This window comes from Agromyces fucosus (assembly GCF_004134865.1).
In the GTDB taxonomy this organism is placed as follows: Bacteria; Actinomycetota; Actinomycetes; order Actinomycetales; family Microbacteriaceae; genus Agromyces; species Agromyces fucosus.
The window spans coordinates 648387-675295 of the sequence record NZ_SDPO01000001.1; the positions used below are offsets into that span (position 1 = coordinate 648387).

Here is a 26909-nt window from a genome sequence, read left to right on the forward strand (position 1 = left end):
CAGCAGACAACCGGATGCCACGGTCCGGCGCCACGGCACCGCCCGCTGCCTCCGCTAGCATCACGACGGGCACACCTGCCGCCCTGGAACGGAGTGCCCCTCGTGGAGATCTCGATCGGAACCATGGTGCTCGTGCCGGCGATCGCCGTCGCGGCGCCGCTCCTCGTGCGAGCCATCGGCAAGTGGGTGGCCATTCCCCTTGTCGTCTTCGAGATCGTCCTCGGGCTCCTCCTCGGGCCGGCACTGCTCGGGTGGATCGTCCCCGACGACTTCATGACCCTCCTCGCCGACTTCGGCCTAGCCATGCTCTTCTTCCTCGCGGGCAACGAGATCGACTTCCGGGCCATCCGCGGTCGACCGCTCAGCCGCGCGGCGATCGGCTGGATCATCTCACTCGCAGCGGGCATCGGCCTCGCGACGCTCCTGGCGGCCGATCTTCCCGCGGCGGCGTTCATCGGCATCGCGCTGACCTCGACGGCACTCGGCACGATCATGCCGGTGCTGCGCGACTCCGGCGATCTGGGCACCCCGTTCGGGATCGCGGTCATCGCCCTCGGTGCGATCGGCGAGTTCGGACCTCTGCTCGCGATCTCCCTGTTCCTGAGCGGCCGCAGCCCGCTGCTGGCCGCCGTCGTGCTCCTCTCGTTCGCCGTGATCGCCGGCATCGCCATCTGGCTCGCCGCGAAGGGCGTCGGCAAGCGCATGCACCGGGTCATCACGGCGACGCTGCACACGAGCGGGCAGTTCGCCGTGCGGCTCGTCATCTTCGTGCTGCTCGCGCTCGTGGCGCTCAGCATCGTGCTCGACCTCGACATGCTGCTCGGGGCCTTCACCGCCGGCGTGCTGTACCGACTGCTGCTCTCCGGCGCCCCGGAACGCGACGTCGAGGTGGTCGAGACCAAGCTCGAGGCCGTCGGCTACGGCTTCCTGGTGCCCGTCTTCTTCATCAACACCGGCGTCGCGTTCGACCTCGAGTCCCTGTTCGCGGATGTGCGCACGACGGTGCTCCTGCCGATCTTCCTGGTGCTCCTGCTCGTCGTACGCGGCCTGCCGTCGCTGCTCGCCGCCCCCAAGGGATCGAGTCGGCGCGATCTCGTGGCGACGGCGCTGTTCGGGGCGACCGGACTGCCGATCATCGTCGCCGTCACCGCGATCGGCGTCGACAACGGCGATCTGCCGAGCGGCACCGCGGCCGCGCTGGTCGGCGCCGGCATGCTCTCGGTGCTGCTGTTCCCGCTCATCGCGCTGGCGATCCGCAAGGGGCGATCGGATGACCCGGCTCGCGCCTCGGCGGACGACCCCTTCGCGCCCATCGAGGGCTGAGCCGGCGGCATACCCGGGGCACGCTGGTGGGAGGACCCGCCGATCGGCCGTCGATGGCTATGCTTGCATGGCGGCGTTCCAGTCGGCCCCCCGTAGCTCAGTGGACAGAGCAGGTGGTTTCTACCCACTTGGTCGGGAGTTCGAATCTCTCCGGGGGGACGCCCTTCCGCGTTCGTCCAGTAGCTCATGGTGCCACGAACGACCTCGTCGAGCGATGGTCACGATCGCGTGGCAGTTCCGACACCTCACGTCGCACTTCCGCATCTCCTCCTCGATCACATCGAGGCTCCGCCCGCGGCGTACGAGGTTCGCGACCGAGTCGACCTTCTCGCCTCGAACGTGATCGAACTCGAGCACTCGCAGATCGAGATTGCCGCAGTCGACGCAACCGGATGCGAGGCGGGCGATGACGACCCGTCTCGCCTCGTTGAGACGTCGCGCGCTGGTCGCACGCACGTTCGCCGCGTGTCGGGCAGCGTTCTCCCGGTAGTGGGCCTTCTGGCACTCGCGGCAGTACGAATGGAGGCCGTCTCGATTTTTCGGGGACCCGTTGAAGCTGGTGCGCGGAAGCTCGACCTTGCACCGGAAACACCTCTTCATGTCGCGAACCTACCGCTGAGCACTGACGCGCGGACGACTGTCCGGTAGCGCCGCGTGAATCCTGGCCCGGTCTCGCCTCGTTGATCCTGCGACAAACCCCGATCAGCGACGTCGGAGCACCCGGATAGACTCTCGGCATGCCTTCTTCGAGCGACCGCCTGGTCTGGATCGACTGCGAGATGACCGGACTCGACCTCGCGGTCGACGAGCTCGTCGAGATCGCCGTCGTCATCACCGACTACGACCTCAATCCCGTCGACGCCGGACTGAGCATCGTCATCAAGCCCGACGCCAGCGCACTCGAGAACATGGGCGACTTCGTCCGCGGCATGCACACGACGTCTGGGCTGATCGAGGAGATCCCCAACGGCGTGAGCGTCGCCGATGCCGAGTACCAGGTGCTCGAGTACGTGCTGCAGCACATCCCCGAAGAGCAGAAGGCACCGATCGCGGGCAACTCCATCGGCACCGACCGCGCGTTCCTCGCGAAGTACATGCCGCGCCTTGACGCGCACCTGCACTATCGCAGCGTCGACGTCTCCTCGATCAAGGAGCTGGCCAAGCGCTGGTTTCCCCGTGCCTACTTCAACTCGCCGCCGAAGAACGGCGGGCACCGTGCTCTCGCCGACATCCTCGAGTCGATCCGCGAGCTGCACTACTACCGTCGTGCGGTCTTCGTGGCCGAGCCCGGCCCCTCGACGGCGGAGCTCCAGAGCCTCTCGACGTCCGTGGTGAACGAGTTCGCCTCCAAGGTGTAGTAAGCTCGTCGAGTTGCCAGATCGCCCCGGCGGTCGACACATGGTGGGTATAGCTCAGTTGGTAGAGCGCCTGGTTGTGGTCCAGGAGGTCGCGGGTTCAAGCCCCGTTACTCACCCCAATACTTCTTCACCGCCTCCGATCGGAGCCGCTCGTGGAACTCGACGCCGAAGCGTTCGAAACGATCGTCGTCGATGAGCTCGATCAGTTGCCCGACGACATGGTCGACGGCCTCGAGAATGTCGTGTTCGTCGTCGAGGACCGCCCAGAAGACGGTTCGCTCGACCTGCTCGGCCTCTACGACGGCTTCGCACTGACCGAACGCGATCGATACGGATTCGGCGAGATGCCCGACCGCATCATCCTCTACCGCGAGCCGCTGCTGGCGATCTGCGCCGACGAAGACGAACTCCGCGAGGAGATCCACGTCACGCTCGTGCACGAGATCGCGCACTTCTACGGCATCGACGACGACCGGCTCCACGAGCTGGGCTGGGCATGATCCGCACCGGGTTACGCTGATTCCATGAGCATGACCCCCGGCCGCATCGTCGGCATCGCCGTCGGAGCGATCGCGATCCTCGGCATCGGCGTCTACGGCCCGGCGATGCTCCTCGGCCCACTTCCGTCGGTGTCCGTCACCATGGCCGAGAGCGACGAGGCACCCGACGAGAGCGCGGCGACCGTGACACTCCCCGCCGACGGCGCCAGCGCGATGGCGGTGCTCGGCGACGACGGCGCTGCGACGACGCTCGCGGTCGCGGGCGACACCGATGCCGTGCCGATCGGCGGCGCCGTGAAGCTCGTCACCGTGCTCGCCACCCTCGATTCCCTGCCCATTCCGAGCGACGGCGGCGGCCCCGACCTCACGATCGGGCCGGCCGACTACACCGACTACCTTCGGTACGTCGCCGAGGACACCCGCACGCTGCCGGTGCTTCCGGGCCAGAAGTGGACCGAACGCGACGTCGTGCGGGCCACGCTGCTCGCCTCGAGCAACAACCACGCCGACACGCTCGTGCGGTGGGCGTTCGGCAGCACCGACGCCTACGTCGAGGCGGCCAACGCCTGGCTCGCCGAGAACGGGTTCACCGCCACGAGAGTCGCCGATGCCACCGGACTCTCGGGCGACAACGTCGGCACCCCCGAGGAACTCACCCGGCTCGCCGCCCTCGTGTTCGCCGATCCAGCCCTGGCAGCGATGTTCGGCGTCGGCGACGCCCCCGCGGTCGCCGGCGAGCGGGACATCCCCGACAACGTCGCGCGCGCGGGCGACGCCGGTGTTCGTGCCCTCGCACGGAGCTACACCGACCAGGCGGGCGTGAGCTTCGTGTACACGACCACCGTGCCGGGACTCGCCGACCAGCCGCCGTACCGCCTCGTGGGCGCGACGACCCTCATGCCCGACTACGAGGCACTCGACGCGGGAGTGAGCACCGCCGTGACGACCGCCGCCGCATCGGCGACGCCGGTTGAGGTCATCACCGCCGGCACGCCCTACGCGAGCGTCGAGGCCGCATGGGGCGACCGGGCCGAGCTCATCGCCTCGGTCAGCAGAACGGATGCCTCGTGGGGCGACGGGGGCGCCGAGGCATCCGTCACCGTCGAGCCCTTCACGACCGCGTCTTCGGGCAGCGATGTCGGCCGCGTCAGCTTCACGACCGCGGGCGGCGAGGTCGCCTCACCGCTCGAGTTGACGAGCGCCATCCGTGACCCAGGGCCGATCTGGCGCCTCACACACCCTGCGGCGCTCATCGGCGCGTTCATCGACGATCAGCAGGGCTGACCGGCCGACGGGTCCGAGGCTCAGTCGTTCTCGTCGTCGGACTCGACCGGATCGGAGTCGTCGGCGTCGAAGCGGAACTGCACGCGCACCTGGCCGTTGACCTCGCGCTCGTCGACCGCGTCGTACCAGAACAGGGACTCGAGACCGTCGACAGCGGCGACCATGCCGACTCGCTGTTCGGGCTTGCCGCCCACGAGGATGCGGTGCTCGAATTCCCCCTCGAGCGGGCCGTCGAGGAACTCCGCGACGTACTGGGCTCCCGTATCTGTGCTCATGTCACTACCGTAGCCCTCGCGATGACGAAGCGGCAGGTCGCGCGCGCGGTCACGGATCGTGTCGCCGACCTCCCGCCTCAGTCGTCGGCGACACGCACCCGCACGTCGGCTCGGCGGGCGGGTGCGGTTCGGGCGACGTAGCGGCGCCACTGGCGCTCCCACAGGTCCCAGTACGGGTCGAACGCACCGGCATCCCGTTCGAGCGCCCGGCGCTTGCGCACACGCGGTGATGCCTCTACCCACACCGCGAGCGTTTCGACCGGAGCAGTCGCCGCGAAGGCGCCGCAGCCTTCGACGATCAGCACCCGACCCGGCCGACTCCGTTCGATCGAGGCGACGCGTTCGGCCGCCCAGTCCCACCGGCCCCATCGCCCGACCGCGCCGCGTGCGTGACGCGCGACGAGCTCGTGCGCCACCGCGGCGCCGGCCGGCTCGAGGCCGTTCCAGCCGGGATAGACGTCGTCGAGACGCACGAGCTCGGGAGCAGGGCCCGGCCACGCCCGAAGGAGCGCGTCGGCAAGCGTGCTCTTGCCCGAACCGCTCGGTCCATCGATCGCCACGACCCGGGCGCCCGCAGTCCGGCACCGTTCGAGCACGACGCGTACTGCGGATGCCGCGGCGCCCGCCGCGGCGGCACCGCGCGGATCGCTCGCGCTCACGCCCACACCGCGTGGAAGGTTCCCGCCCAGACTGCGCAGCTGATCGCGAGGACCGCGATGGCCACGGCGATGCAGAGCAGCAGGGCATCCGGCCAGCCGACTCGCGACTCCCGCGCCCACGTCCGCGGGTGGTCGGAACCGAACCCTCGAGCCTCCATCGCAGTGGCGAGCTTGCTGCCGCGCCTGATCGCGAGCACGAGCAAGGCGAAGGCCATCGTGGCGAACCTGCGGACCACGCCGTGATCGCCGATGCCGCGTGCGCGGCGCGACAGCGCCATCGCCCGCCAGTCCTCCATGAAGAGCCCCACGAGTCGCGCTCCAGCGAGCGCACCGAGCACGAAGCGACTCGGGAGCTTCGCGATCTGCGCGAGCCCGTCGGCGAGTTCGGTCGGATCGACGTTCATGAAGAGGAGCACTGCGGGCAGCCCGATGGCGAGCACGCGCACGGTCACCGCGACCGCGAGCTCGATCGATCCATCGGTGATGCGGGCGAGCCAGAACGACCAGTACTCGGTCCCCTCCGGCTGGCCGTAGAGCAGCATGCTCAACCCGGCGATCGGTGCGGCGATGAGGATCGGCCATCCCCGTGCGATGAGCACCCTCGGGGTCACGCCGGCCATCGCGAAGAGCACGAGCTGCACGCCGAGTGCGACGGCGGCACTCACCCAGTCGACGGTAAGCAGCAGCGGAGTGGTGAGCAGCATCGCCGCGGCGAGCCGGCTCACGGGGTTCACCCGGTCGACGAGGTGCAGTCGCTGGGTCGCGATCATGCCGCAGCCTCCATGCGCAGGGCGTCGCTCCCGAGGTCGAGGTGCTGGTCGCCGAGCGCATCGAGGTAGGCGGCGTCATGGCTCACCGAGAGCAGCGTCGTGCCCTCGTCGACGAGACCCCTCAGCAGCGTCACGAGTTCGATCCAGGTCAATCGGTCCTGCCCGAACGTCGGCTCGTCGAGGATCACCACGCCGGGCTGCGAGACGAGCGCGCATCCGACGGTGAGCCGCCGCTGCTCGCCGCCCGACAGCGTGAAGGGGTTCGCCTCGGCGAGGCGATCGAGGCCCAGTCGCTCGAGCACCTCACGGGTGCGCCGAGCGGTCGTCGCGGCATCGAGTCCGAGTGCGCGAGGTGCCACCTCGAGTTCGCGATGCACGGTCGACGCGACGAATTGGTGCTCGGGCTCCTGGAAGACGGTGCCGATCCGCGAGAGGAGCTCGCGCGATCGCCATCGGATGGGGTCCGTCTTGAGGCCGCGTGCCAATGCCTCCGAGGCGCGCACGCGACCGCCGAGCGGTGGCAGCAGGCCGCCCATCGTGAGCGCGAGCGTCGACTTGCCCGCACCGTTCGGACCGGTGAGCACCGTAGACGCCGCCCGCGGCAGCGCGAGCGAGAGATCGCTGCGCACGACGGCGTCGCTCCGTCGCCCGATGGCGAGACCGATGCCCTCGAGGTCGACGACGGATGCCGCGGGCACGGGCCGTGCGGCCGACACCGCCGGTGGCACGCCCGGAACCCAGACGCCGGCTGCGAGCAGCGTGTCCCGCTGCGTCGAGATGACCTCCTGCGGCTCGCCGTCGGCGATGAGACGCCCATCACGGCCGAGCACCACGACCCGGGTGACGAGATCGATCCAGACGTCGACGCGGTGCTCGACCACGACGAACGTCGCGCCCGTGCGATCGAGCGTGCGAGCAACGGCCTGCCGCACCTCGTGGACGCCTGCAGGATCGAGGTTGGCCGTCGGCTCGTCGAGGAGCAGCAGGCCCGGGCCCATCGCGAGCGCACCGGCGAGGGCGAGCCGCTGCTTCTGACCACCGGAGAGTGCACTCGTCGAGTGGTCGAGTGGGAGGTCGAGACCGACCTCGTCGAGGGCTCGACGCGCGCGCGGCCAGATCTCGTCGCGCGGAATGCCGAGGTTCTCGCACCCGAACGCCACGTCGTCGCCGACCCTCGCGAGGATCACCTGCGAGTCGGGATCCTGCAGAACGAGGCTCGCCCGACCGCGTACGGCGCCGGGCCACTCGCCGTCGATGAGGAGGGAGCCGAACTCCTCACCCTCCTCGGCCCCGCCGTGAACTCCGGCGAGCGCGTGCAGGAGGGTCGACTTGCCCGACCCGGATGGCCCGAGCAGCAGGACCCGCTCCCCCGGCGAGACGACGAGGTCGATGCGGTCGAGCGCGGTTCGCTTGCGACCGGCATGCCGCCACCCCCACCCGCGCGCCTCCACGCGCGCGGGTCGGGTGGTTTCGGAAACGCGCCCCACGTCAGACTCGTTGCGCCACGTCTTGACCGGCGGCGAAGCGACTGAGAGCACCCGTCGCAGCGAGACCGCGCACGATGAGCCAGCCGAGGAGCCCTGCGAGCACGGCACCCGAGATGACGACGGTCGTGAAGTAGAGCCCGAGGAACTCGGCCGACTTCGCGAGGTTGCCCGAGACGAAGAGCTCGAGCGTCCACGCCGCTGCGCCGGCGGCCGCACCCGCGAGCATCGCGGGCACGAGGCCGAAGCGGCGGTAGGCGAAGATCGCGAACACCAGTTCGGCGCCGAGACCCTGTGCCAGGCCCGAGTAGATCGTCTCGATGCCCCACTGGTTGCCGACGAGCGCCGAGACGATCGCCGCGAGGAGTTCGACGAAGAGCGCCGCACCCGGCTTGCGGATGATCAGCCCGCCGAGCACGCCGCCGATGAGCCAGATGCCGACGGCGACGCCGCCGAGCCCGGGCGTGAGGGCATCGGCCGCGCTGAACCATGCGTAGCCGACGTTGTTCCAGAACAGGAACAGGAGCCCGGTCGCGACGCCGATGACGCTGGCGACGACGATGTCGACGACCCGCCAGCGCAGGTCGCGTGACGTGCGGGGGGTGGAGGGGCTGCTGGTTTCTGATGCTGCAGTGTGCACTGTCGTGCCCTTTCGATTCGTGGAAAGAGGCACGGGAAATTGAGATGTGGTTGGCCTCCCTGCGCTGGCATGACCCAGATCAGGTTCGACGGTCGAAGGTTGAGAACCTTCCTCTCAGCCCGGCTCACCGGACTCCCGTGTTCGAGCACGAGTATACGCCGATGGCCCGAGCGACGACGGCCACGACCCCTCGCGCGACCGCAGGACGGCCTCAGCGCTTGAGCGCGCGGATGACCATTCGCAGCGCCTTGCCGGTGACCCAGACGAGGGGCGTGGCGACGAGCAGGAGACCGATGAGGTTCGGTTCGAAGCGCACATCGCCCGAGCGTCCGACGTATGCGCCGAGCGGAATGGAGAGTCCGCCACCGCCGCCACCGCCCGCCTGGTCGCCAGCTCCGTCGGAGCCGCTCCCCGCGCCGAAGCCGTAGTATCCGAGCGCGACGGGCACGACCGTCGTGCCGTCGATGTCGACGGCATCGCCGTACGAGGTCTTCACGCCGACGCCGGCGACGGTCTCGGCAAGGTCCAGAACGAGTTCAGCCATGGGTCCACGCTACCCGCGCGCCCCTCCGCGAACCACCCCTTGCGGGAATCGCCGGTAGCGTGTTCAGCGGACGTCGCCGCGGTCGGGATCCTTGCGACGCGACGACTCGACTCGTTCTGCCGCACGGCTCACGAGCGACGCCGGGCGCACTGCCCCGCGACCGAACCGTGCGGTCACCTCATCGATCGTGCGTTCGGCCTCGCGCCATTCCTCGTCGGGGTCCCACAGCATGGCGCCGCTCCCCGAGGGCCGTAGCTGCTCGGCCCGCACCCCGATCAGACGGATGCGGGCACCATCGCCGGCGAGCTCGCCGAGCGCAGCGGATGCCTCGTCGTAGATGCGCCTCGCGACGTCGGTCGGCTCCCCCAGGGTGCGCGACCGCGTGACGGTTCGGAAGTCGCCGTACCGAAGCTTCAGCACGACCGTGCGGCCCACGACACCCGCACGTCGGAGCCGCACCGCGACGTCGTCGGAGAGCCGCAGCAACTCGCGCCGCAACTGCTCGAGATCGGTGAGGTCGTACCCGAACGTGACCTCGTGCCCGATGCTCTTCTCCTCACGCCCGGTGACGACGTCGCGGGCGTCGATGCCCATCGACAGGTGGGCCAGCTTCGCGGCGAGTGCGGGCCCGAGAGCCCGCTGCAGCGCGTCGCCCGGCATGGCGGCCACATCGCCGACCGTGCGGAGCCCGATGCGGGTGAGCGATTCCTCGGTGACCTTGCCGACGCCCCAGAGCGCGGAGACCGGCAGCGGGTGCAGGAACTCGAGTGTGCGGTCGGCCGGAACGACGAGCATGCCGTCGGGCTTGGCACGGCTCGAGGCCACCTTCGCGACGAACTTCGTGGCCGCGACACCCACCGAGCAGGTGAGGCCGGTCTCGTCGTGCACGCGCCGACGCAGGCGCCACGCGATCTCGGCAGGGCTGCCGTGGAGCCGGCGGGCACCCGAGACGTCGAGGAACGCCTCGTCGATCGAGAGCTTCTCGACGAGCGGCGTCACCTCTTCGAAGATATTCATCACCCGGCGCGAATACTCGGTGTAGCTCGCGTAGTCGCCGCGCAGCACGACTGCGTTCGGACAGCGTTGCAGCGCGAGCGACATGGGCATGGCCGAGTTCACGCCGTATCGTCGCGCCTCGTAGCTGGCCGCCGACACGACACCGCGGCCTGCCGTTCCCCCGACGAGCACCGGCTTGCCGCGCAGATCGGGCCGTTTCAGCAGTTCGACGGAGACGAAGAACGCATCCATGTCGACGTGCAGGATCGGTGTCGCCGAATCGTCGACCGGACCGGTGGTCACTTGGCGCGACGAGCCGTCCTGCTTGCTCATGGTGCGACCCTATCCGTTGCCGCCGTCATCGCCGGCCACGAAGCCGCGGAGGCCCCCGCTCGCGAAGCGAATCACTTCGGAAGAGGGCCTCCGCTGCCGCAACTCGCTCGCGGCATCAGGCTAGCCGGGCGTCATCCGCCGCAGGTCTTCGAGGCGTACGCGGCATCCGTTGTCGTCGTCACCGGGGCACCGCCGACGGTGGCCGTCGCTTCGACCGAGACGGCGCCTGCGGCGACGGTGACCGCGCGGGTCGTGAACGAATGCACGGCACTCGCGTCCGGTGCGACCGCGGCGAACGACTTCGTGCCGAACGGCGACTCGAAGGTCACGGCCGCCGGCACGTCCTCGTTGTTCCGAGCGCGCACGGTCACGAACGCCTTGCCGCCCAAGCAACGTGCCGTCGCCTCGACGGAGACGTCGAGGGTGCGCGTCGTCGGGTAGACGGCGACTTCCGGCAGAGCCAGGTAGTTGGTGCCCGCGAGCTGCACCATCACGTAGCGTCCGTCGACCGGCGTCGCGACCGAGGTCGGAACGGCCATCTGCCCGGTGTCGTGGTGCGACCACACACCCGGCACGGCCGCCTGCTGCTCGGGCGTCAGCGACGTGTCGAACGGTTCCTTCGAGATGAACAGGTAGTAGTCGGTGTTCCGCGCGGTGCAGCAGTCCGTCCGGTTGTAGAGCTCGACGCCCGAGAGCCCGGTCACCGCCCCCAGGTCGAGCTGCCACCAGGCGTTCTTCTCGGAGTTCGTGTGCGCGAACGTCGAGAAGTTGCCGTCGACGCCTCTCGACGCCGAGAGGGCCGTCCCGGCATCCGTGTAGGTGCTCGACTGAGTCGCGGGCTTGCCGACGGCGATGTTCTCACCCGGCGGATTCTGGCGCATCTCGCCGATCTCGGCGAGTCGCGCCAGGTGCGATGCCGGGATGCTGCCGTCCTTGTCGGGACCGACGTTCAACAGGTAGAGCGAGTTGCCTGCGTTCAGGCGGTTCAGCGAACTCACGATCGCTCGCGCGCTCTTCGGCGCGCCGGTGCTCGTCGTGTGGAACCAGGTCGAGTTCGCGTCGAGCGTGTCCGAGGCGTCCTTGGGCCGGGGGTCGTCAGCCGGAGGGAACCCCTGCACCGGAACCTCCCAGACCAGGACATCGGTCGTGGCGAGGTCGGAGAAGTGATCGTTGTTCGCCACGACGGTCTCGGGCGAGACCTGGTGGATGAACTCGCGCAGGCCCGCGTACTCCACCTGTGAGTACGGGATGTGCCACCCCCAGCCGTCGAACCAGAGGTAGTCGATGGTGCCGTACCGGGTGAGGATCTCCCGGAGCTGGTTCTTGATGAGCGAGACGGGTTCGCCGTTGTGGCGATCCCAGATGGAGAAGTAGAGCCCGACGCTGAGATCGGCGTCGCGCATCGCCTGCACGTAGTCGCCGACGAGATCGCCCTCACCGCCCTGGTACGGGCTGTTCGCGATGGAGTAGTCCGAGTAGCGCGTGGGCCAGAGCGCGTGACCGTCGTGGTGCTTGGCGGTCAGCACGCCGAAGTCCATTCCGGCCGAGGTCATGGCATCGGTCCACACCGCCGGGTCGACATCGGCGCCCGGGTTGAATGCGCTCGCGGGGGTGTTGGGATCCGCCCACTGCACGTTCGTCATCGTGCCCATGCCGTAGTGCAGGAACATGCCGAACTGGTTCTCGGCGACGAACTCCGCGCCCTCCGCGGTTCCGTCGCTCGGCGCGAGCGTCTCGTCGCCGAATGCCTGGACCTCTGCCAGGGCGAGCGGGCCGGTACCGGCCGATTGGATGCGCATGTGACGCGCCTGTTCGCCCAGCTCCACTGAGATCGGGCCCGCGGCCGGCGCCGTGACGTGCTCGGCACTCACGCCCGGCTGCGACAGTGTGGCAGCCAGGTCCTCCGACGCGAACGGCATCGTCGACGTCAGCACGTAGAAGTCGTCGAGCTGTTGAGACGCTCCGGAGCCCTGAGAGATGTCGAGGCGTTCGATCAGCTTGACGGCACCGAGGTCTGCGCCCCACCACGCGTTCTCATCGTCACCGGTCAGCGCGACGCTGCCACCGTCGGTGTCGCCGTCCTGCGCGTACTCGGCGATGCGATCGCCCTGCGTCGAACTCTGGGAGGTGCGCGCCGCAGCAAGGAGGTTGCGGAGCTCCTGCGTTCCGGGATCGACGGCGGCGCGCGCTGAGCTGATCACCGGCTCTGCGGCGAATGCGGTGGTCACCGGTGGCAACACGAGCGCAGCGACGGCGGCACCCGTCACCAGCAATCGCGTCGATCGGCGACCTCGGACGGTCCTTCTCGTTTCAACAGACAACACTGTCCCCTTCTCGAAATGGTGCGTTCACTTGGCACCATATCGAGCTGGGCACATCGAGTCTATTTCCTATAGGAAACGATGGAAACTTGGTCTGCCGCCATTCGGCCCGACTCCTTCGCCGAATCGTTCCTCGCTCGTGACGACCTCAGCGGGTCAGAAACCGAAGTCTCCCCCGCCGAAATCTCCGCCGCCGAAGTCGCCGAAACCGCCGCCCGAGTCGCCGCCGGACCCGTCGTAGCCGTCGGACGCCGCAGCGTCGCCGCCGGCGTCTTGAGCACCCGTGTCGCCGCCATCGCCGCCCGCCTCGAACGCCGAGGGGTCGGGAAGGAACGCCTGCGCGATCGCCGAGCCGACGACCACGCCGGCGACGGAGCCGAGCAGCGAGCCCGCGAACATGCCGCCGAACGACGGGCCGCCTTGCTGGGGCCGACCGCCCGAGGCATCCGCTCGGTTGAAGGCGCGCTCGACGCTGCCGGGTGATCGGAGCTCGGCGCGGGTCGCGGCGCGGGCCAGCGCGCTCGGCTCATCGGAGACGAGGCGCTCACCGGCGGGCGCGTCGGCACTGAGCGAGGCGAAGACGGCCTGGCGCTGCTGCGGCGTGAGCTTCGCGAACGCCTCGGCGTGCACCGCCTCGACGGACTCGGGCGGAGCGGTGCGCAGAAGGTACCGGTAGCGCTCGACCGCGAGCTCGTCGTCGCTCAGCCGGCGGGCGGGCGGAGCCTGCGGGCGCTGCGGTTCGGCGGGAACTGCTCCGAAGAGACGGTCAAGGAATCCCATGTTGTCCTCGTCAATCGTTCAGGGGACGACCACTGTACGGTCGCGAGCATTGAACATGCTGAGAGCCGAGCGGATGTCTCCGCTCGGCCCTCGTGCGCAGTGTCGGGTTACGCGGTCTGCGCGGCGCGTTCGAGCACGAGCTCGCGCACGCGGGCGGCGTCGGCCTTGCCTTGCATCGCCTTCATGACGGCGCCGATGACCGCGCCAGCGGCCTGGACCTTGCCGTCGCGGATCTTCGCGAGCACGTCGGGCTGCGAAGCGAGCGCCTCATCGATGGCGGCGATCAGTGCACCGTCGTCGGAGACGACCGCGAGACCGCGAGCGTCGACGACCTGCTGCGGCGAACCCTCGCCCGCGATGACGCCCTCGAGCACCTGGCGGGCCAGGCGGTCGGTGAGCGTACCCGAGTCGACGAGCTGCGCGAGCTCGGCGACATGCTCGGGCGACACGAGGCCCGAGGCGTCGACGGCGGCGGCGTTCGCGAGGCGGGCGATCTCGCCGGTCCACCACTTGCGGGCGGCGGCGGGCGTCGCGCCGGCCTTCACGGTCGCCTCGAGCTCGATGAGGAGGCCCGAGTTCGCGACATCCTGGAACTCGAGGTCGGTGAAGCCCCACTCGGACTTGAGTCGGCGACGGCGCACGGCCGGCGGCTCCGGAAGTGCGGCGCGCAGCTCGTCGACGAGCTCCTTCGAGGGCACGACCGGGAGCAGGTCGGGCTCGGGGAAGTACCGGTAGTCGTCGGCGTCGGACTTCGGACGACCCGCGCTCGTGGCACCGGTGTCCTCATGCCAGTGACGCGTCTCTTGGATGATCGTGCCGCCGCCGGCGAGGATCGCAGCCTGACGCTGGATCTCGTACCGCACGGCCCGCTCGACCGAGCGCATCGAGTTGACGTTCTTCGTCTCGGTGCGCGTGCCGAGCTTCTCCTGGCCACGGGGCCGGAGCGACACGTTCGCGTCGCACCGCAGGTTGCCGCGCTCCATGCGGGCCTCGGAGATGCCGAGCGAGAGCACGATGTCGCGGATGGTGGCGACGTACGCCTTCGCGAGCGCGGGAGTGTCGGCCTCGCCGCCGAAGATCGGTCGCGTGACGATCTCGACGAGCGGAACGCCGGCGCGGTTGTAGTCGACGAGCGAGTACTCGGCTCCCTGGATGCGGCCGGTCGAGCCGCCCACGTGCGTCAGCTTGCCCGCGTCCTCCTCCATGTGCGCGCGCTCGATCGGCACCGTGAAGACCCGGCCGTTCTCGAGTTCGACCTCGACCTGGCCGTCGAACGCGATCGGCTCGTCGTACTGCGAGATCTGATAGTTCTTCGCGAGGTCGGGATAGAAGTAGTTCTTGCGGGCGAACCGGCTCGACGGAGCGATCTCGCAGCCGAGCGCGAGGCCGAGGCTGATCGAGTACTTCACGGCCTCGCCGTTGACGACGGGCAGCGAACCGGGCAGGCCGAGGCACACGGGCGTGATCAGCGTGTTCGGGTCTGCGACGTGGAACTGCGAGTTCGCGGGGTTCGGAGCCGACGAGAACATCTTCGTCGTGGTGTTCAGCTCGACGTGCACCTCGAGGCCGATGACCGGCTCGAAGAGCTCGAGGGCCTTGTCGAAGTCCATCAGTTCAGCGCGGGCCATCAGAGTGCGCCTTCCTCGGTCGCGGTGAGCTCATGAGACGAGAGATCGGGTGCCTGTGCGAGCAGCGGGCCGCCCCAGCGCGCTTCGAGCAGCTGTTCGAGCGCGGCGCCGACGTTGTAGAGACGAGCGTCTTCACGCGCGGGTGCCAGGAACTGGATGCCGACGGGCAGGCCGTCTTCGGGAGCGAGCCCCGACGGCAGGGAGATGCCGGGCACGCCGGCCAGGTTGGCGGGAATCGTCGCGATGTCGTTGAGGTACATCGACACGGGGTCGGCCATCTTCTCGCCGAACTTGAAGGCGGTCGTCGGTGCGGTCGGCGAGGCGAGCACGTCGACGTTCGCGAACGCCGCGTCGAAGTCGCGCTGCACGAGCGTGCGCACCTTCTGCGCTGAGCCGTAGTACGCGTCGTAGTAGCCCGCCGAGAGCGCGTAGGTACCGAGGATGATGCGTCGCTTCACCTCGGGGCCGAAGCCGGCCTCGCGCGTGGCGGACATGACCTGCTCGACCGTGCCGCCGCCCTCGGGCGTGACCCGGAGGCCGAAGCGCACGGAGTCGAACTTCGCGAGGTTCGACGACGCCTCCGCCGGGAGGATCAGGTAGTACGCCGCGATGGCGTACTCGAAGTGGGGTGCGGAGACCTCGACGATCTCGGCGCCCTGCTTCTCGAGCAGCTCGAGCGACTCGTGGAACCGCTGGCGCACGCCGGCCTGGAAGCCCTCGCCGTCGAGCTCCTTGATGACGCCGATGCGGAGGCCGGAGACATCCGCTCGGCGCACCGCGTCGGCCATCGACGGCCACTTCTCAGGGATCGACGTCGAGTCGAGCGGGTCGTGCCCGGCGATCACGTCGTGGAGGAGGGCGGCGTCGAGCACGTTGCGCGTGACCGGGCCGATCTGGTCGAGCGAGGAGGCCAGGGCGATCGAGCCGTAACGGCTGACCGCGCCGTACGTCGGCTTCACACCGACGGTGCCGGTGACGTGCGCCGGCTGGCGGATCGAGCCGCCGGTGTCGGAGCCCAGCGCGAGCGGGGCCTCGAACGCTGCGACGGATGCCGCGGAGCCGCCGCCTGAGCCGCCGGGGATGCGGTCGAGGTCCCACGGATTGTGGGTCGGGCCGTAGGCCGAGTGCTCGGTCGACGAGCCCATGGCGAACTCGTCCATGTTGGTCTTGCCGAGCGGGATCATGCCCGCCTCGCGCACCTTCGTGACCGGGGTCGCGTCGTAGGGCGGGATCCAGCCCTCGAGGATGCGCGAACCGGAGGTCGAGGGCATGCCCTTCGTGACCAGGACGTCTTTGATCGCGATCGGCACGCCCGCGAGCGGGCCGAGAGGCGCGCCTGCCGCGCGCTGGCGGTCGATCTCGGCGGCCGTCTCGATGGCACGCTCGCCCTCGACATGGAGGAAGGCGTGCACGGCGCCGTCGACGGCCGCGATGCGGTCGAGGTGGGCACGGGTCGCCTCGACCGAGGAGACCTCGCCGGACGCGAGCTTCGCGCCGAGTGCCGCGGCGGACAGCCGGATCAGTTCGTCGCTCACTGCTCTTCTCCCAGGATCGCCGAGACCTTGAAACGCGAGTCGTCGGACTCGGGGGCCCCCGCGAGCGCCTCGTCTGCGGTGAGCACGGTCGTGCCCACGACGTCGTCGCGGAAGACGTTCTGCATCGGGATCGGGTGGCTCGTCGGCGGCACGTCGGGTGTGGCGACCTCGCTCACCTGCTCGACCGCGTGCATGATCTGGCCGAGCTCCGTGGTGAGGTGCTCGATCTCTTCATCGGTGAGCGCGATGCGGGCGAGGTTCGCGAGATGCGCGACCTGCTCCGCAGTGATTTCGGACATGCTGCTCCGTCGTCTCGGGATGGGGATGCATCGATTCTATCGGGGCGCGCCGAAGAGCCCGTCGCCGTACTTCTGCAGCAGCTCGTACGCGTCGGCGTACGTCTCGGGCTCCTCGTCGTCGGGGCGCCCGAACTTCGCGAGCAGGAGCCCGAGCAGGCCTCGCGCCGGCGGACTCAAGGGCTTGTCCTTGTGCGCGTGCCCCGGATGCGGCGACTCCGCCTGCGGGTTCGGCGGGATGTACTGCGGGGTGGTCGACGGCCAGGTCAGCGGATGCCTCGGCGAGTCGAGGTTCACCGCGGTGAACATGTCGTTCGCCTCGGCGTCACGGCGGGTCAGCGGCTTCAACCCGTGCAGCTTCGCGAGGGTCGCGATGACGGCTCCGTGGTGCATCTCGTCGTTGATCACGCTGCCCGCCCGGGTGTAGGCCGAGACGGCGATCGCCGGCACGCGGCATCCGAGCCGATCGAAGCGGAAGCCCATCTCGCCCGTGGGCTCGTCGACCTCGGGCGGCGTCGCAGCGGGCGGCGGCACGTGGTCGTAGCATCCGCCGTGCTCGTCGAAGGTGATCAGGAGCATCGTGTTGAGCGCGTTCGACCCGTCGGATGAATCGCTCGCCTTGATCGACGAATAGATCTCGTGGATCAGCGCCTCGCCGGCCCTGACGTCGGAGATCGCGCTGTCGACGACCTCGGTGCCGTCGACGTCACTCTCGCGCAACTTGCCGAACGGCGGGTGGAAGTCGTTGTGGTTGTAGATCATGCGCGGCTCGATGAACGCGTAGGCGGGCAGCTTGCCGCCCTTCACGTCGTCGTGGAACTGCGACATCGTCGCGAAACGCTCGGTGCGCCAGTACTTCTCGAGGACCGGCGCGTGGAGCACTCCGGTGAAGGAGACGAGCTGGAGCTCGTCGAAATAGATGCGCCACGAGATGCCGGCGTCTTCGAGTCGGTTGAAGATCGTGGGCGTCGCAGGTGCGTCGAGCCATTTCGTGTACCCGCCGCCGTGCTTGTTGGTCACGAAGCCGTGCGAGGAGGAGGCGTGGAAGAAGGACCGGTTGCAGAACGTCTGCGACGGCACCCCGGCATGCCACGCGTCGAAGACCGCGAAGTTCTTCGCGAGCGTCGACAGCACGGGCAGCATCTGGGTGGAGAACGACCCCATGATCTGCGCGAGCTCTCCGGGGTCGGGTGCCGTGCCCTTCTTGAGCCGCTCGTAGTTGACGAGGTAGTCGGTCACGAAGCCGCTCATCGCCGCCTTCGCGTTCGACGCGGGCGCGTTGTACGGCGCCTCCATCTGCTCCACGAAGAGCTCGCGGTTGCCCGGCGGGTCGATCGTGTTGAAGATCTGCGTGTTGACGTGCGGGAACTCCTCGCCCGGATCGGGATTCGGTCGCCCCATGATCTGGTCGGTCGGCCCCTCGTAGATGTGCGCGGCGATGCTCGTACCGTCGGGTGCCGTGTTCGAGTAGTCCCCGAACGAGAGTCCGTCGAACTGCTGCCCGTCGGGGAGGTCGTCGGGCGAGTACAACCACCCGAGCAGGTTGTCGAAGGAGCGGTTCTCCCCCATGACGACGACGAGGTGGTCGAATCCGGCCTTCTCGCGCGGACTGAAGGCTGCGAAGTCATCGGCGCCGGCCTCGTAGCCGAGGGCGTGCCCGATCGTCGCGCCGATCGCGGCTCCGACCCCGCCGCCCACGACCGCGCCCGCGGCCGCGGCCCCGCCGAGCTTCAGGAAGTCGCGGCGACTCGACCCACCGGGGCCGTTCGCCCTGCCCTCGGGCTCCCCGTGCACGGTTTCGTCACCTGCCATGTCCCCTCCAACATCGCCTCGGTGCCGCGCCGCGACTGCGATCAGTCGAGTGCGGCCGGCCCCTCACTCACGAGCAGCGCGAATTGCGCTGCGTCGAGCACCCGAATGCCGAGTTCTTCGGCTTTCGCGAGCTTCGAACCGGCGCCCGGCCCTGCGGCGACGAAGTCGGTCTTCTTCGAGACGCTCGACGCCGCCTTGCCGCCTGCGGCGATGATCGCCTCCTGCGCGCCCTCACGGCTGAAGCCGTCGAGCGAGCCGGTGGCGACGACGGTGAGGCCCGAGAGCACTCCCCCGGCCTCGGCGGCGGCGCCCGGCCCCGGATGACCCGGGGTCGCGAACTGCACGCCCGCCGCAGTCCAGCGGTCGACGATGTCGAGGTGCCAGTCGACGCCGAACCATTCGATGAGCGAGTCCGCGATGATGCCGCCCACGCCCTCGACCTCGGCGAGCTGTTCCCGGGTGGCGGCGCGGATCGCGTCGAGCGAGCCGAACCAGTCTGCGAGCGCACGAGCGGCGACCGGCCCGACGTGGCGGATGTTGAGCGAGACGAGCAGACGCCACAGCGGCTTCGTCTTGGCCTTCTCGAGTTCGGACAGCAGCTTCGTCGCGGCCTCGGAGGGCCCGACGACCCGGAAGTCCTTCTTGACCCCGGCGGCACGCCGCTCGGTCGGAGTCATCGTCTCGGTGCCGGGCGGATAGCTCGCGGCGCTGAGCTTCTGGAATGGGGCGCGCCGGATCGGCACGCCGGTCTCCTCGTCGACCTTGGGTTCGCCCGTCTCGGAGTCGCGCACGACGACCTCGATCGGAACGAGCTCGTCGAGAGTGAGGTCGAAGAGTCGGGCCTCGGTCGCGAGGGGCGGATCTTCGGGCACCGACGGCTGGGTGAGCGCCGCGGCGGTGACTTCGCCGAGCGCCTCGATGTCGAGGCCGCCGCGCGACCCGATGTGCTCGACGCGGCCGCGCACCTGTGCGGGGCACGACTTCGCGTTCGGGCAGCGCAGGTCGATGTCGCCCTCTTTCATGGCACGGAGCGGGGTGCCGCACTCGGGGCAGAGTTCGGGCATGTGCCATTCGACCTCGGTGCCGTCGCGCAACTGCTCGACCGCCCCGAGGATCTCGGGGATGACGTCGCCCGCCTTGCGGAGCACCACGGTGTCGCCGATGCGGACGCCCTTGGCCTTGACGACCTGCTGGTTGTGCAGCGTCGCCTGGCGCACGGTCGAACCGGCGACCTTGACGGGCTGCATCACCGCGTAGGGGGTCGCCCGGCCCGTGCGGCCCACGCCGACGACGATGTCGAGGAGCTTCGTGTGCACCTCTTCGGGCGGGTACTTGTAGGCGATCGCCCAGCGAGGGGCGCGGCTCGTGGCGCCGAGCTCGTCGTGCAGGGCGAGCTCGTCGACCTTGACGACGATGCCGTCGATCTCGTGCTCGACGTCGTGGCGGTGCTCGCCGCGCTCGGCGATGTAGCCGGCGACCTCGTCGACCGAGTCGAACACGCGCGAATGCGGCGAGACCGGCAGGCCCCAGCTCGCGAGCAGCGCATAGATCTCCGACTGGTTCCGAACCTCTGGCCCGAAGGATGCGGCACTGCGCCACGCGCCGATGCCGTGCAGGTACAACTCGAGGCGGCCCAGCCGCTCGCGCATGAGGGTCAGCTCGAGGGCGTTCTTCTTCTCACGGCGCTGGCGGATGCTGCCCGCGGCGGTGTTGCGGGCGTTGGCGAACTCGGGGTACTTCGTGGGGATGTCTTCGAGCGCACGGCCCTTCGCGAGCTGCTCGGCCTCGAACGCGGCCTGCAGCTCGTGCTGCCGTTCGTTGAGTGCCTCGAAGTCGGCCGTGCGCAGGAACACCTCGCCCCGCACCTCGAAGAAGGCCGGATAGCCCTCGCCCTCGAGTCGCTGCGGAATCGCCGGGATCAGGTCGACGTTCTCGGTGATGTTCTCACCGACGACGCCGGTGCCGCGGGTCGTCGCCGTCTCGAGCACGCCGTCGCGGTAGGCGAGGCTGATCGCGAGCCCGTCGATCTTCAGCTCGGAGAGCCAGTGCACGGCTCGACCGGCGGCGGCCACGGTCTTCGTCGCCCAGTCGCGGAACTCATCGATCGAGAAGACGTTGTCGAGGCTGAGCATGCGCTCGGCGTGCTCGTGTTCTGGGAATCCGGCGGAGACGATCGCTGCGCCGACCTGCTGCGTCGGGCTGTCTTGGCCCGCGAGCTCGGGGAACGCGCGCTCCAGGGCCTCGAGCCGGTGGAACGCCTCGTCGTACTCGGCGTCGGAGAGGGTCGAGTCCCCGTCGCCGTAGTATGCGAGCCGCGCACCCTCGATGCGATCGGCGAGCGCCGTCGCCTCCGCACGTGCCGCATCGAAATCGGTCGGAAGGCCGCCGCTGTCACCGGAGATGTCGCTCACACGCCCATAGTACGAGGCGGCACCGACGCCCACCCGGCGCTCGAGGCGCCTTTCGCGCTATCGATCGAACCCGACGAGATCGATGCGGCGGTGGTAGCGCACGCCGACGACGCCGCCGAGGAGCGCCCCGCCGACGGTCACGAGCGCCGCCACGACCGCGATCGTGATGCCCGCGATCGTGAGGGCGCTCTCGGGCACCGAGATCCGCGGGAAGGTGTTCAGGGCACCCAGCAGGTCGCCCTGAACGCCGAGCAGCATGCTGGTCACCGCGACCACGATGGCGATGAGCACCGCCCAGAGCCAGACTGCGAGACCCTGCAGCACGCCGCTGAATCGCGCCATCCGCCCGGCGACGTAGCCGCCGCTGTAGAACGCGACCAGGGCGATGGCGAGCAACGTGCTGACGCCGATCCAGCCGACGGCATCGGCACCGAGCAGTGCGTCGCTCTTCGAAGTGCCCGCCTCTCGCACCGGCGCGAGGCCGAGAGCGACACCGGCTGCCACGAGCACGCCGGTGAGGATGGACGTGAGGCCGGCGACGGTGATCCACCCGAAGAGGGCCGAGCCGATCTTCATGCCGCCGAATGCCTGTCGTTGACGCTCGACGACCTCATCGGCGGTGATGGGAGCGACCTCGACGATCGGTTCCCATTCGTCGGCGGGCGGCGCGACGATCGTGATGCGGCCGGTGGTGGGTGCCGGATCGAGGTTTCGGAACGGCTCGGCCGGGTCGCGGTTCGGATCGGCGGGAATTTGTGGGTAGGACACAACGACTCCTCGTCATTCACGCGGCGCCGGGGGGTAGCGCCAGCGCGAATCTACGCGATGCACGTCGTCGAGGCGAGCCTCCGTGCCCTACGCGTCGACCGGAACCGCGCTGACCGTGCGGTCGATCGTGAACTGTCCGAGCACGCGCGTGCCGACGTAGATGACGGCGGTCTGACCGGGCGCGACACCATCGAGCGGATGCCCCGGCGTGACGACGAGCTCGCCGTCGACGAGCTGCGCGACAGCCGGCACGGGGTCGGCGTGGGCGCGGATCTGCACCTCGCAGCCGAACGCCGTCTCGGGCTGCTCGGGCGCGAGCCCGGCCCACGAGAAGCGCGACCCGGCGATGACGCCGATCGCGAGCGCCTCCTTCGGACCGACGACGACGGTGTTCTCCTTCGGGCGCACCTCGAGCACGAATCGCGGTTTGCCGTCGGCGGCGGGCGTGCCGAGCCGCATGCCGCGACGCTGGCCCACGGTGAACGAGTGCGCTCCCTCGTGCGAACCGACCACGGCGCCCGTGCGGTCGACGATGTCGCCCGTCTCGGTGCCCACCTTGTCGGCGAGCCAGCCCCTCGTGTCGCCGTCGGGGATGAAGCAGATGTCGTAGGAGTCGGGCTTCTGCGCGACGGAGAGCCCGCGCTCGGCGGCCTCGGCGCGCACGAGCGTCTTCGAGGGCGTGTCACCGAGCGGGAAGTAGGCGTGGGCGAGCTGTTCGGCCGTCAGCACACCGAGCACGTAGCTCTGGTCTTTCGCCTCGGCGCTCGCGCGGTGGAGTTCGCGGTTGCCCGCGTCATCCGTCACGATCTTGGCGTAGTGGCCCGTGGCGACGGCGTCGAAGCCGAGGGCGATCGCCTTCTCGAGCAGGGCGGCGAACTTGATGCGCTCGTTGCAGCGCATGCAGGGGTTCGGGGTGCGCCCGGCCGAGTACTCGGCGATGAAGTCGTCGACGACATCGGCCTTGAACCGTGCGGAGAAGTCCCACACGTAGTACGGGATGCCGAGCACGTTGGCGGCCCGCTGCGCGTCCATGGAGTCTTCGATGGTGCAGCAGCCGCGACTGCCGGTGCGCAGGGTGCCGGCGTTGCGGCTGAGCGCCAGGTGCACGCCGACGACCTCGTGACCCGCCTCGACGGCGCGCGCGGCCGCGACGGCGCTGTCGACGCCGCCGCTCATCGCTGCAAGAACCTTCACCCCTCCAGTGTAGGCAGGCCTCCTGAGCGGATGCCCCGTGCCCGGGCTGCCCGGGCCCGTCACCGGGTCAGCGATCGAACGAGGTGGCACGGGCGGCGAGCCCGGCGCGGGCCGCTTGTGCGTGCGCGGCGGGCAGCGCCGCGAGGAACGCGTCCACGTCGGCGTCGGTCGACCCGTGGCCGATCGTGATGCGGAGCGCCCCGCGGGCATCCGCCTCCGACCGGCCCATCGCCATGAGCACGTGCGAGGGCTCGGGCACCCCGGCCTGGCAGGCCGAGCCCGTCGACACGGCGACGCCGGCCGCGTCGAGCAGGAAGAGCAGCGAGTCGCCCTCGCACCCGGGGAAGGAGAAGTGGGCGTTGCCGGGCAGGCGAACGGATGCCCCGGCGCCCGCGTCGCCCGAGAGGCGCGCCTCGGGCACCGCATCGGCGACGCCCGCGATGAGCCGGTCGCGCAGCGCCGCCATGCGGGCGGTGTCGGCGTCGAGCCGGTCGGCCACGATCTCGGCAGCGGCCGCGAACGACGCCGCAGCGGCGACATCCTGCGTGCCCGAGCGCACCTTGCGCTGCTGCCCGCCGCCGTGGATGAGCGGCTCGACGGCCGCCGAGCGGTCGAGCACGAGCGCGCCGATGCCGGCGGGCCCGCCGATCTTGTGCGCGGAGACGCTGAGGGCGACGAGACCGGAGCCGCGCGGGGCATCCGTGGCACGCCGGATGCCGTGGAAGTCGATCGGCAGCTGTCCGTAGGCGGCGATCGCGTCGACGTGCAGCGGCACGCCGGCTCGCGCGGTCAGGCGCGCGACCTCCTCGACGGGCTCGATCGTGCCGACCTCGTTGTTGGCCCAGAGCATCGTGACGAGGGCGATGGACTCAGCGCCCCGCTCGAGCTCGTCGGCGAGCACGTCGAGGCGGAGGCGCCCGACCTCGTCGAGCGGCAGCTCGACGACTTCAGCGCCCTCGTGCGCGACGAGCCACTCGACGGTGTCGATCGTGGCGTGGTGCTCCCCCGCCGGCATGAGGATGCGGCGACGCGCAGGCGACGATCCGTCGGCGGGCTCGGCGGCACTCGCCGCAGCCGTGCGCCGCTGCCACCACAACCCCTTGATCGCGAGGTTCACGGCCTCGGTGCCGTTGCCCGTGAAGACGACCTCGATGCCGTCGGCGCCGAGGGTCGCGGCGACACGCTCGCGGGATTCCTCGAGCAGGCGCTTGGCCTGCTGGCCCGCGCTGTGGATCGACGAGGGGTTGCCCACCACGGCGAGCGCGGCGGTGAGCGCGTCGATGGCCTCGGGCAGCATCGGCGTGGTCGCGGCGTGGTCGAGGTAGACCATGTGACCTCCGGATGATGACCGAGTGTGTGCGCGACACGGACGTGCACGCGCTTGCAGGCGTCTCGCCTCCACGAACTACTGTAGATCGCATGCCTGAGCGCGATCCCCTGCACGACCTCGGTGTGCGCGCCGGCGCCGACGGCGGTGTCGCCCGGGTCTGGTCGCAGCACGCGACATCCGTCGACCTCGTCGTGTTCGACGCCGACGACCTCGACTGGGCGATCGCGCGCACGCCCCTCGTGCGCGATGAGCACGGCGTGTGGCAGGGCGCGTCGGCCGAGCTCCGCCCCGGCGCCCACTACGGCCTGCGCGTCGACGGCCCCGCGGGCGTCGAGCACGCGTTCAATCCCGTGCACACCCTGCTCGACCCCTACGCCCGCGGTCTCGTGCGCGCCGACGACGGCTCGTGGCGCGGCATCGCCCTCGAGTCGCTCACCGCGACGGGCTTCGAGTGGGGCGATTCGGCCAAGCCCCGCGTGCCGCTCGACCGCACGGTCGTCTACGAGACGCATGTGCGCGGCTTCTCGAAGCTGAACCCTGCCGTGCCCGAGCCCCTGCGCGGCACCTACGCGGGCCTCGCGCACGACGCCTCGCTCGAGTACCTCGTGAACCTCGGCATCACGACCGTCGAACTGCTGCCCGTGCACGCCTTCGTGTCGGAGGATCGCCTCGTGCGCCAGGGCAAGATCAACTACTGGGGGTACAACACGCTCGCGTTCTTCGCCGCCCACTCGCCGTACGCGAGCGCGGCGGCTCGCGCCGAGGGGGCCGCCGCCGTGCGACGCGAGTTCGCCGGCATGGTGCGGCGCCTGCACGAGGCCGGCCTCGAGGTCGTGCTCGACGTCGTCTACAACCACACCGCCGAAGAGGGCCGGGAAGGGCCGACCTCGTCGTTCCGCGGCATCGACAACGCGTCGTACTACCGGCACGACGCGCACGGCCGCTACGTCGACACCACCGGCTGCGGCAACAGCCTCGACTTCGCGGGCGAGGCGCCGCAGCGACTCGTGCTCGACTCGATGCGCTACTTCGCCGACGAGCTGCAGGTCGACGGGTTCCGCCTCGACCTCGCCGCCACGCTCGGCCGCGACGAGCGCGAGACGTTCACGCCCGATCATCCGCTGCTGCGCGCCATGCTCGACGACCCCGTGATCGGCGCGTCGAAGCTCATCGCCGAGCCGTGGGACGTCGGTCCCGGCGGCTGGCAGACCGGGAACTTCCCGAACGGCTTCACCGAGTGGAACGACCGCTACCGCGACCGCATGCGGGACTTCTGGCTCGGCGACCTGCGGCGCGAGCGCGAGACCGGGTCGGCCGGCAGCGGCATCGGCCGGTTCGCCACGCGCCTCGCGGGCTCGTCGAACACCTTCTCCGGCGAGCGCGGGCCCCTCGCGAGCCTCAACTTCGTGACAGCCCACGACGGGTTCACGCTCGCCGACCTGACCGCCTACGACGTCAAGCACAACCAGGGCAACGGCGAGCAGAATCGCGACGGCACCGACTCCAACAACTCGTACAACCACGGCGTCGAGGGCGAGGCGGCCGACCCGGTCGTGCGGGCTGCGCGGCGCCGGAGCATCCGGAACCTGCTCGGCACGCTGCTGCTCTCGGCGGGCGTGCCCATGATCACGGCGGGCGACGAGTTCGGCCGCAGCCAGCGCGGCAACAACAACGCGTACTGCCACGACTCCCCGCTCACCTGGCTCGCGTGGGAGGCGTCCGACCGTCCCCGCTTCGCTCCCGCGCTGCTCGAGACCGCCCGCCACCTGATGCGACTGCGCGCCGAGAACCCGGCGCTGCGCCCCATCCGCTTCGGGCGCCTCGGCGAGACGGTGCCGAGTGCCTCGCAGATGGACTGGTTCAACGCCGAGGGCGAGACGATGGGCATCGACGACTGGAACTCCCCCGCCGAGCGCACCCTGCAGTTCCTCGCCGCGTCGACCCCCGAGACCGAGGCGCCGAACCGCATCCTCCTCGTCGTGCACGCCCATGAGGCCGACACCGAGGTCGTGTTGCCGCGGCATGACGAGGTGAGCGGCTACACCCTGCTCTGGGATTCCGCCGACGAGGCGCCGTCGGCGCCTGCCGCTGCTCCGCTCGCACCCGGGGCCACGATCACCGTCGGCGCCCAGGCGATGCGACTGTTCCGTGCAGAGAGCGCGGCCTGATGGCCAAGCGAGCGGATGCCTCCGCGGGCACGCCCGCGACCGTCGCCCTCAGCCGGGCGGGCATCGCCTTCACCGCCCTCGGCTACGACCACGACCCGCGCGCCGCCGCCTACGGCCTCGAAGCCGCCGAGAAGCTCGGCCTCGACCCTGACCGCGTCTTCAAGACGCTGCTCGCGAGCGTCGACGGCGCGCTGGCGGTCGGCATCGTGCCCGTGGCGATGCAGCTCGACCTGAAGTCGCTCGCCGCCGCGCTCGGCGGCAAGCGCGCCGAGATGGCCGACCCCGCCGTGGCGGAGCGCAAGACGGGCTACGTCGTCGGCGGCATCAGCCCGATCGGCCAGAAGACGGCGCTGCCGACGGTGCTCGACGAGTCGGCGATCCTGCACGAGACGATCTACGTCTCGGGCGGGCGACGCGGCCTCGACCTCGAGCTCGCTCCCGACGACCTGCTCGCCGTCACCGCGGGTCGCTACGCGCCGATCGCCCGCACGCGCTGACGC

The 26909-nt window shown here is 70.0% G+C and carries 23 protein-coding genes, 2 tRNA genes and 1 riboswitch; of the genes, 8 read left to right on the plus strand and 17 right to left on the minus strand.

Features of this window, described 5'->3' with window-relative positions:
* The first annotated feature begins 102 nt into the window (after positions 1–102).
* From ESP57_RS03060 to ESP57_RS03085, 6 genes are all read left to right on the plus strand, one after another.
* The gene (locus ESP57_RS03060) at positions 103–1323 is read left to right on the plus strand and encodes a cation:proton antiporter (RefSeq protein WP_129230506.1); all 1221 of its coding nucleotides are present in this window, start codon (positions 103–105) and stop codon (positions 1321–1323) included.
* 86 nt (positions 1324–1409) lie between these two features.
* A tRNA-Arg gene (locus ESP57_RS03065) sits at positions 1410–1482 on the plus strand.
* Positions 1483–2060: 578 nt separating this feature from the next.
* Positions 2061–2681: an oligoribonuclease gene (orn, locus tag ESP57_RS03070; protein WP_056009473.1), complete on the plus strand. Its 621-nt coding sequence runs from the start codon at positions 2061–2063 to the stop codon at positions 2679–2681.
* 43 nt (positions 2682–2724) lie between these two features.
* Positions 2725–2800: transfer RNA gene (locus tag ESP57_RS03075), tRNA-His, on the plus strand.
* 33 nt (positions 2801–2833) lie between these two features.
* A complete protein-coding gene (locus ESP57_RS03080; RefSeq protein ID WP_129230507.1) occupies positions 2834–3181 on the plus strand; it encodes a metallopeptidase family protein in 348 nt (115 codons plus the stop codon).
* A gap of 24 nt (positions 3182–3205) precedes the next feature.
* Positions 3206–4465 (plus strand): serine hydrolase family protein, encoded by a 1260-nt coding sequence (locus tag ESP57_RS03085; protein ID WP_129230508.1) that lies wholly within the window; start codon positions 3206–3208, stop codon positions 4463–4465.
* 20 nt (positions 4466–4485) lie between these two features.
* On the opposite strand, the gene ESP57_RS03090 is transcribed toward ESP57_RS03085, so the two are convergent.
* From ESP57_RS03090 to ESP57_RS03170, 17 genes are all read right to left on the minus strand, one after another.
* The gene (locus ESP57_RS03090; RefSeq protein WP_056009479.1) at positions 4486–4740 is read right to left on the minus strand and encodes a hypothetical protein; all 255 of its coding nucleotides are present in this window, start codon (positions 4738–4740) and stop codon (positions 4486–4488) included.
* 77 nt (positions 4741–4817) lie between these two features.
* Complete coding sequence (locus ESP57_RS03095) at positions 4818–5399, minus strand: nucleoside/nucleotide kinase family protein (protein ID WP_243648378.1); 582 nt, start codon at positions 5397–5399, stop codon at positions 4818–4820.
* The gene (locus ESP57_RS03100) at positions 5396–6169 is read right to left on the minus strand and encodes an energy-coupling factor transporter transmembrane component T family protein (RefSeq protein WP_207904467.1); all 774 of its coding nucleotides are present in this window, start codon (positions 6167–6169) and stop codon (positions 5396–5398) included. Before ESP57_RS03100 ends, ESP57_RS03095 begins: the two co-directional genes overlap by 4 nt.
* On the minus strand, positions 6166–7656 hold the full coding sequence (locus ESP57_RS03105; RefSeq protein ID WP_129230509.1) for an ABC transporter ATP-binding protein: 1491 nt from the start codon (positions 7654–7656) through the stop codon (positions 6166–6168). The genes ESP57_RS03100 and ESP57_RS03105 overlap by 4 nt, the downstream gene beginning before the upstream one ends.
* 1 nt (position 7657) lies before the next feature.
* Positions 7658–8293: an ECF transporter S component gene (locus tag ESP57_RS03110; protein ID WP_056009485.1), complete on the minus strand. Its 636-nt coding sequence runs from the start codon at positions 8291–8293 to the stop codon at positions 7658–7660.
* Positions 8294–8332: 39 nt separating this feature from the next.
* A riboswitch (TPP riboswitch) is annotated at positions 8333–8442 on the minus strand.
* Positions 8443–8504: 62 nt separating this feature from the next.
* Complete coding sequence (locus ESP57_RS03115; protein ID WP_056009487.1) at positions 8505–8837, minus strand: hypothetical protein; 333 nt, start codon at positions 8835–8837, stop codon at positions 8505–8507.
* Between the two features lie 63 nt (positions 8838–8900).
* Complete coding sequence (locus ESP57_RS03120; RefSeq protein WP_129230510.1) at positions 8901–10166, minus strand: DNA polymerase IV; 1266 nt, start codon at positions 10164–10166, stop codon at positions 8901–8903.
* A 131-nt stretch (positions 10167–10297) separates the two neighbouring features.
* Positions 10298–12394 carry an alpha-L-fucosidase gene (locus ESP57_RS03125; protein ID WP_207904468.1) on the minus strand — a complete coding sequence of 699 codons (2097 nt, stop codon included), beginning with the start codon at positions 12392–12394 and terminating at the stop codon, positions 10298–10300.
* Positions 12395–12643: 249 nt separating this feature from the next.
* Positions 12644–13267 carry a hypothetical protein gene (locus ESP57_RS03130; protein WP_129230512.1) on the minus strand — a complete coding sequence of 208 codons (624 nt, stop codon included), beginning with the start codon at positions 13265–13267 and terminating at the stop codon, positions 12644–12646.
* Between the two features lie 107 nt (positions 13268–13374).
* Complete coding sequence (gene gatB / locus ESP57_RS03135) at positions 13375–14895, minus strand: Asp-tRNA(Asn)/Glu-tRNA(Gln) amidotransferase subunit GatB (protein ID WP_129230513.1); 1521 nt, start codon at positions 14893–14895, stop codon at positions 13375–13377.
* Positions 14895–16430 carry an Asp-tRNA(Asn)/Glu-tRNA(Gln) amidotransferase subunit GatA gene (gatA, locus tag ESP57_RS03140; RefSeq protein WP_129230514.1) on the minus strand — a complete coding sequence of 512 codons (1536 nt, stop codon included), beginning with the start codon at positions 16428–16430 and terminating at the stop codon, positions 14895–14897. Before gatA ends, gatB begins: the two co-directional genes overlap by 1 nt.
* On the minus strand, positions 16427–16729 hold the full coding sequence (gatC, locus tag ESP57_RS03145) for an Asp-tRNA(Asn)/Glu-tRNA(Gln) amidotransferase subunit GatC (RefSeq protein WP_056009497.1): 303 nt from the start codon (positions 16727–16729) through the stop codon (positions 16427–16429). Before gatC ends, gatA begins: the two co-directional genes overlap by 4 nt.
* Positions 16730–16765: 36 nt before the next feature.
* Complete coding sequence (locus ESP57_RS03150) at positions 16766–18538, minus strand: alkaline phosphatase family protein (RefSeq protein ID WP_129230515.1); 1773 nt, start codon at positions 18536–18538, stop codon at positions 16766–16768.
* A 41-nt stretch (positions 18539–18579) separates the two neighbouring features.
* Positions 18580–20940, minus strand: coding sequence for an NAD-dependent DNA ligase LigA (ligA, locus tag ESP57_RS03155; protein WP_129230857.1), 2361 nt, complete (start codon positions 20938–20940; stop codon positions 18580–18582).
* A gap of 66 nt (positions 20941–21006) precedes the next feature.
* Complete coding sequence (locus ESP57_RS03160; protein WP_129230516.1) at positions 21007–21717, minus strand: hypothetical protein; 711 nt, start codon at positions 21715–21717, stop codon at positions 21007–21009.
* 87 nt (positions 21718–21804) lie between these two features.
* Entirely contained in the window at positions 21805–22893 is a 1089-nt protein-coding gene (gene mnmA, locus ESP57_RS03165; RefSeq protein ID WP_129230858.1) for a tRNA 2-thiouridine(34) synthase MnmA, read from the minus strand.
* A gap of 85 nt (positions 22894–22978) precedes the next feature.
* On the minus strand, positions 22979–24241 hold the full coding sequence (locus ESP57_RS03170; protein ID WP_129230517.1) for a cysteine desulfurase family protein: 1263 nt from the start codon (positions 24239–24241) through the stop codon (positions 22979–22981).
* An 89-nt stretch (positions 24242–24330) separates the two neighbouring features.
* On the opposite strand from ESP57_RS03170, the gene glgX reads away from it, so the two are divergent.
* Positions 24331–26409 carry a glycogen debranching protein GlgX gene (gene glgX, locus ESP57_RS03175; RefSeq protein ID WP_129230518.1) on the plus strand — a complete coding sequence of 693 codons (2079 nt, stop codon included), beginning with the start codon at positions 24331–24333 and terminating at the stop codon, positions 26407–26409.
* Positions 26409–26906: a Cys-tRNA(Pro) deacylase gene (ybaK, locus tag ESP57_RS03180; protein ID WP_129230519.1), complete on the plus strand. Its 498-nt coding sequence runs from the start codon at positions 26409–26411 to the stop codon at positions 26904–26906. Before glgX ends, ybaK begins: the two co-directional genes overlap by 1 nt.
* Positions 26907–26909 lie beyond the last annotated feature (3 nt).

Bases quoted from the DNA above. Each gene is read 5' to 3' on its own strand.
- orn (WP_056009473.1), top strand. From the start codon at position 2,061: ATGCCTTCTTCGAGCGACCGCCTGGTCTGGATCGACTGCGAGATGACC.
- ESP57_RS03085 (WP_129230508.1), top strand. From the start codon at position 3,206: ATGAGCATGACCCCCGGCCGCATCGTCGGCATCGCCGTCGGAGCGATC.
- ESP57_RS03090 (WP_056009479.1), bottom strand. From the start codon at position 4,740: ATGAGCACAGATACGGGAGCCCAGTACGTCGCGGAGTTCCTCGACGGC.
- ESP57_RS03100 (WP_207904467.1), bottom strand. From the start codon at position 6,169: ATGATCGCGACCCAGCGACTGCACCTCGTCGACCGGGTGAACCCCGTG.
- ESP57_RS03115 (WP_056009487.1), bottom strand. From the start codon at position 8,837: ATGGCTGAACTCGTTCTGGACCTTGCCGAGACCGTCGCCGGCGTCGGC.
- ESP57_RS03120 (WP_129230510.1), bottom strand. From the start codon at position 10,166: ATGAGCAAGCAGGACGGCTCGTCGCGCCAAGTGACCACCGGTCCGGTC.
- ESP57_RS03130 (WP_129230512.1), bottom strand. From the start codon at position 13,267: ATGGGATTCCTTGACCGTCTCTTCGGAGCAGTTCCCGCCGAACCGCAG.
- gatB (WP_129230513.1), bottom strand. From the start codon at position 14,895: ATGGCCCGCGCTGAACTGATGGACTTCGACAAGGCCCTCGAGCTCTTC.
- gatC (WP_056009497.1), bottom strand. From the start codon at position 16,729: ATGTCCGAAATCACTGCGGAGCAGGTCGCGCATCTCGCGAACCTCGCC.
- ESP57_RS03150 (WP_129230515.1), bottom strand. From the start codon at position 18,538: ATGGCAGGTGACGAAACCGTGCACGGGGAGCCCGAGGGCAGGGCGAAC.
- mnmA (WP_129230858.1), bottom strand. From the start codon at position 22,893: ATGAGCGGCGGCGTCGACAGCGCCGTCGCGGCCGCGCGCGCCGTCGAG.
- ESP57_RS03170 (WP_129230517.1), bottom strand. From the start codon at position 24,241: ATGGTCTACCTCGACCACGCCGCGACCACGCCGATGCTGCCCGAGGCC.
- glgX (WP_129230518.1), top strand. From the start codon at position 24,331: ATGCCTGAGCGCGATCCCCTGCACGACCTCGGTGTGCGCGCCGGCGCC.
- ybaK (WP_129230519.1), top strand. From the start codon at position 26,409: ATGGCCAAGCGAGCGGATGCCTCCGCGGGCACGCCCGCGACCGTCGCC.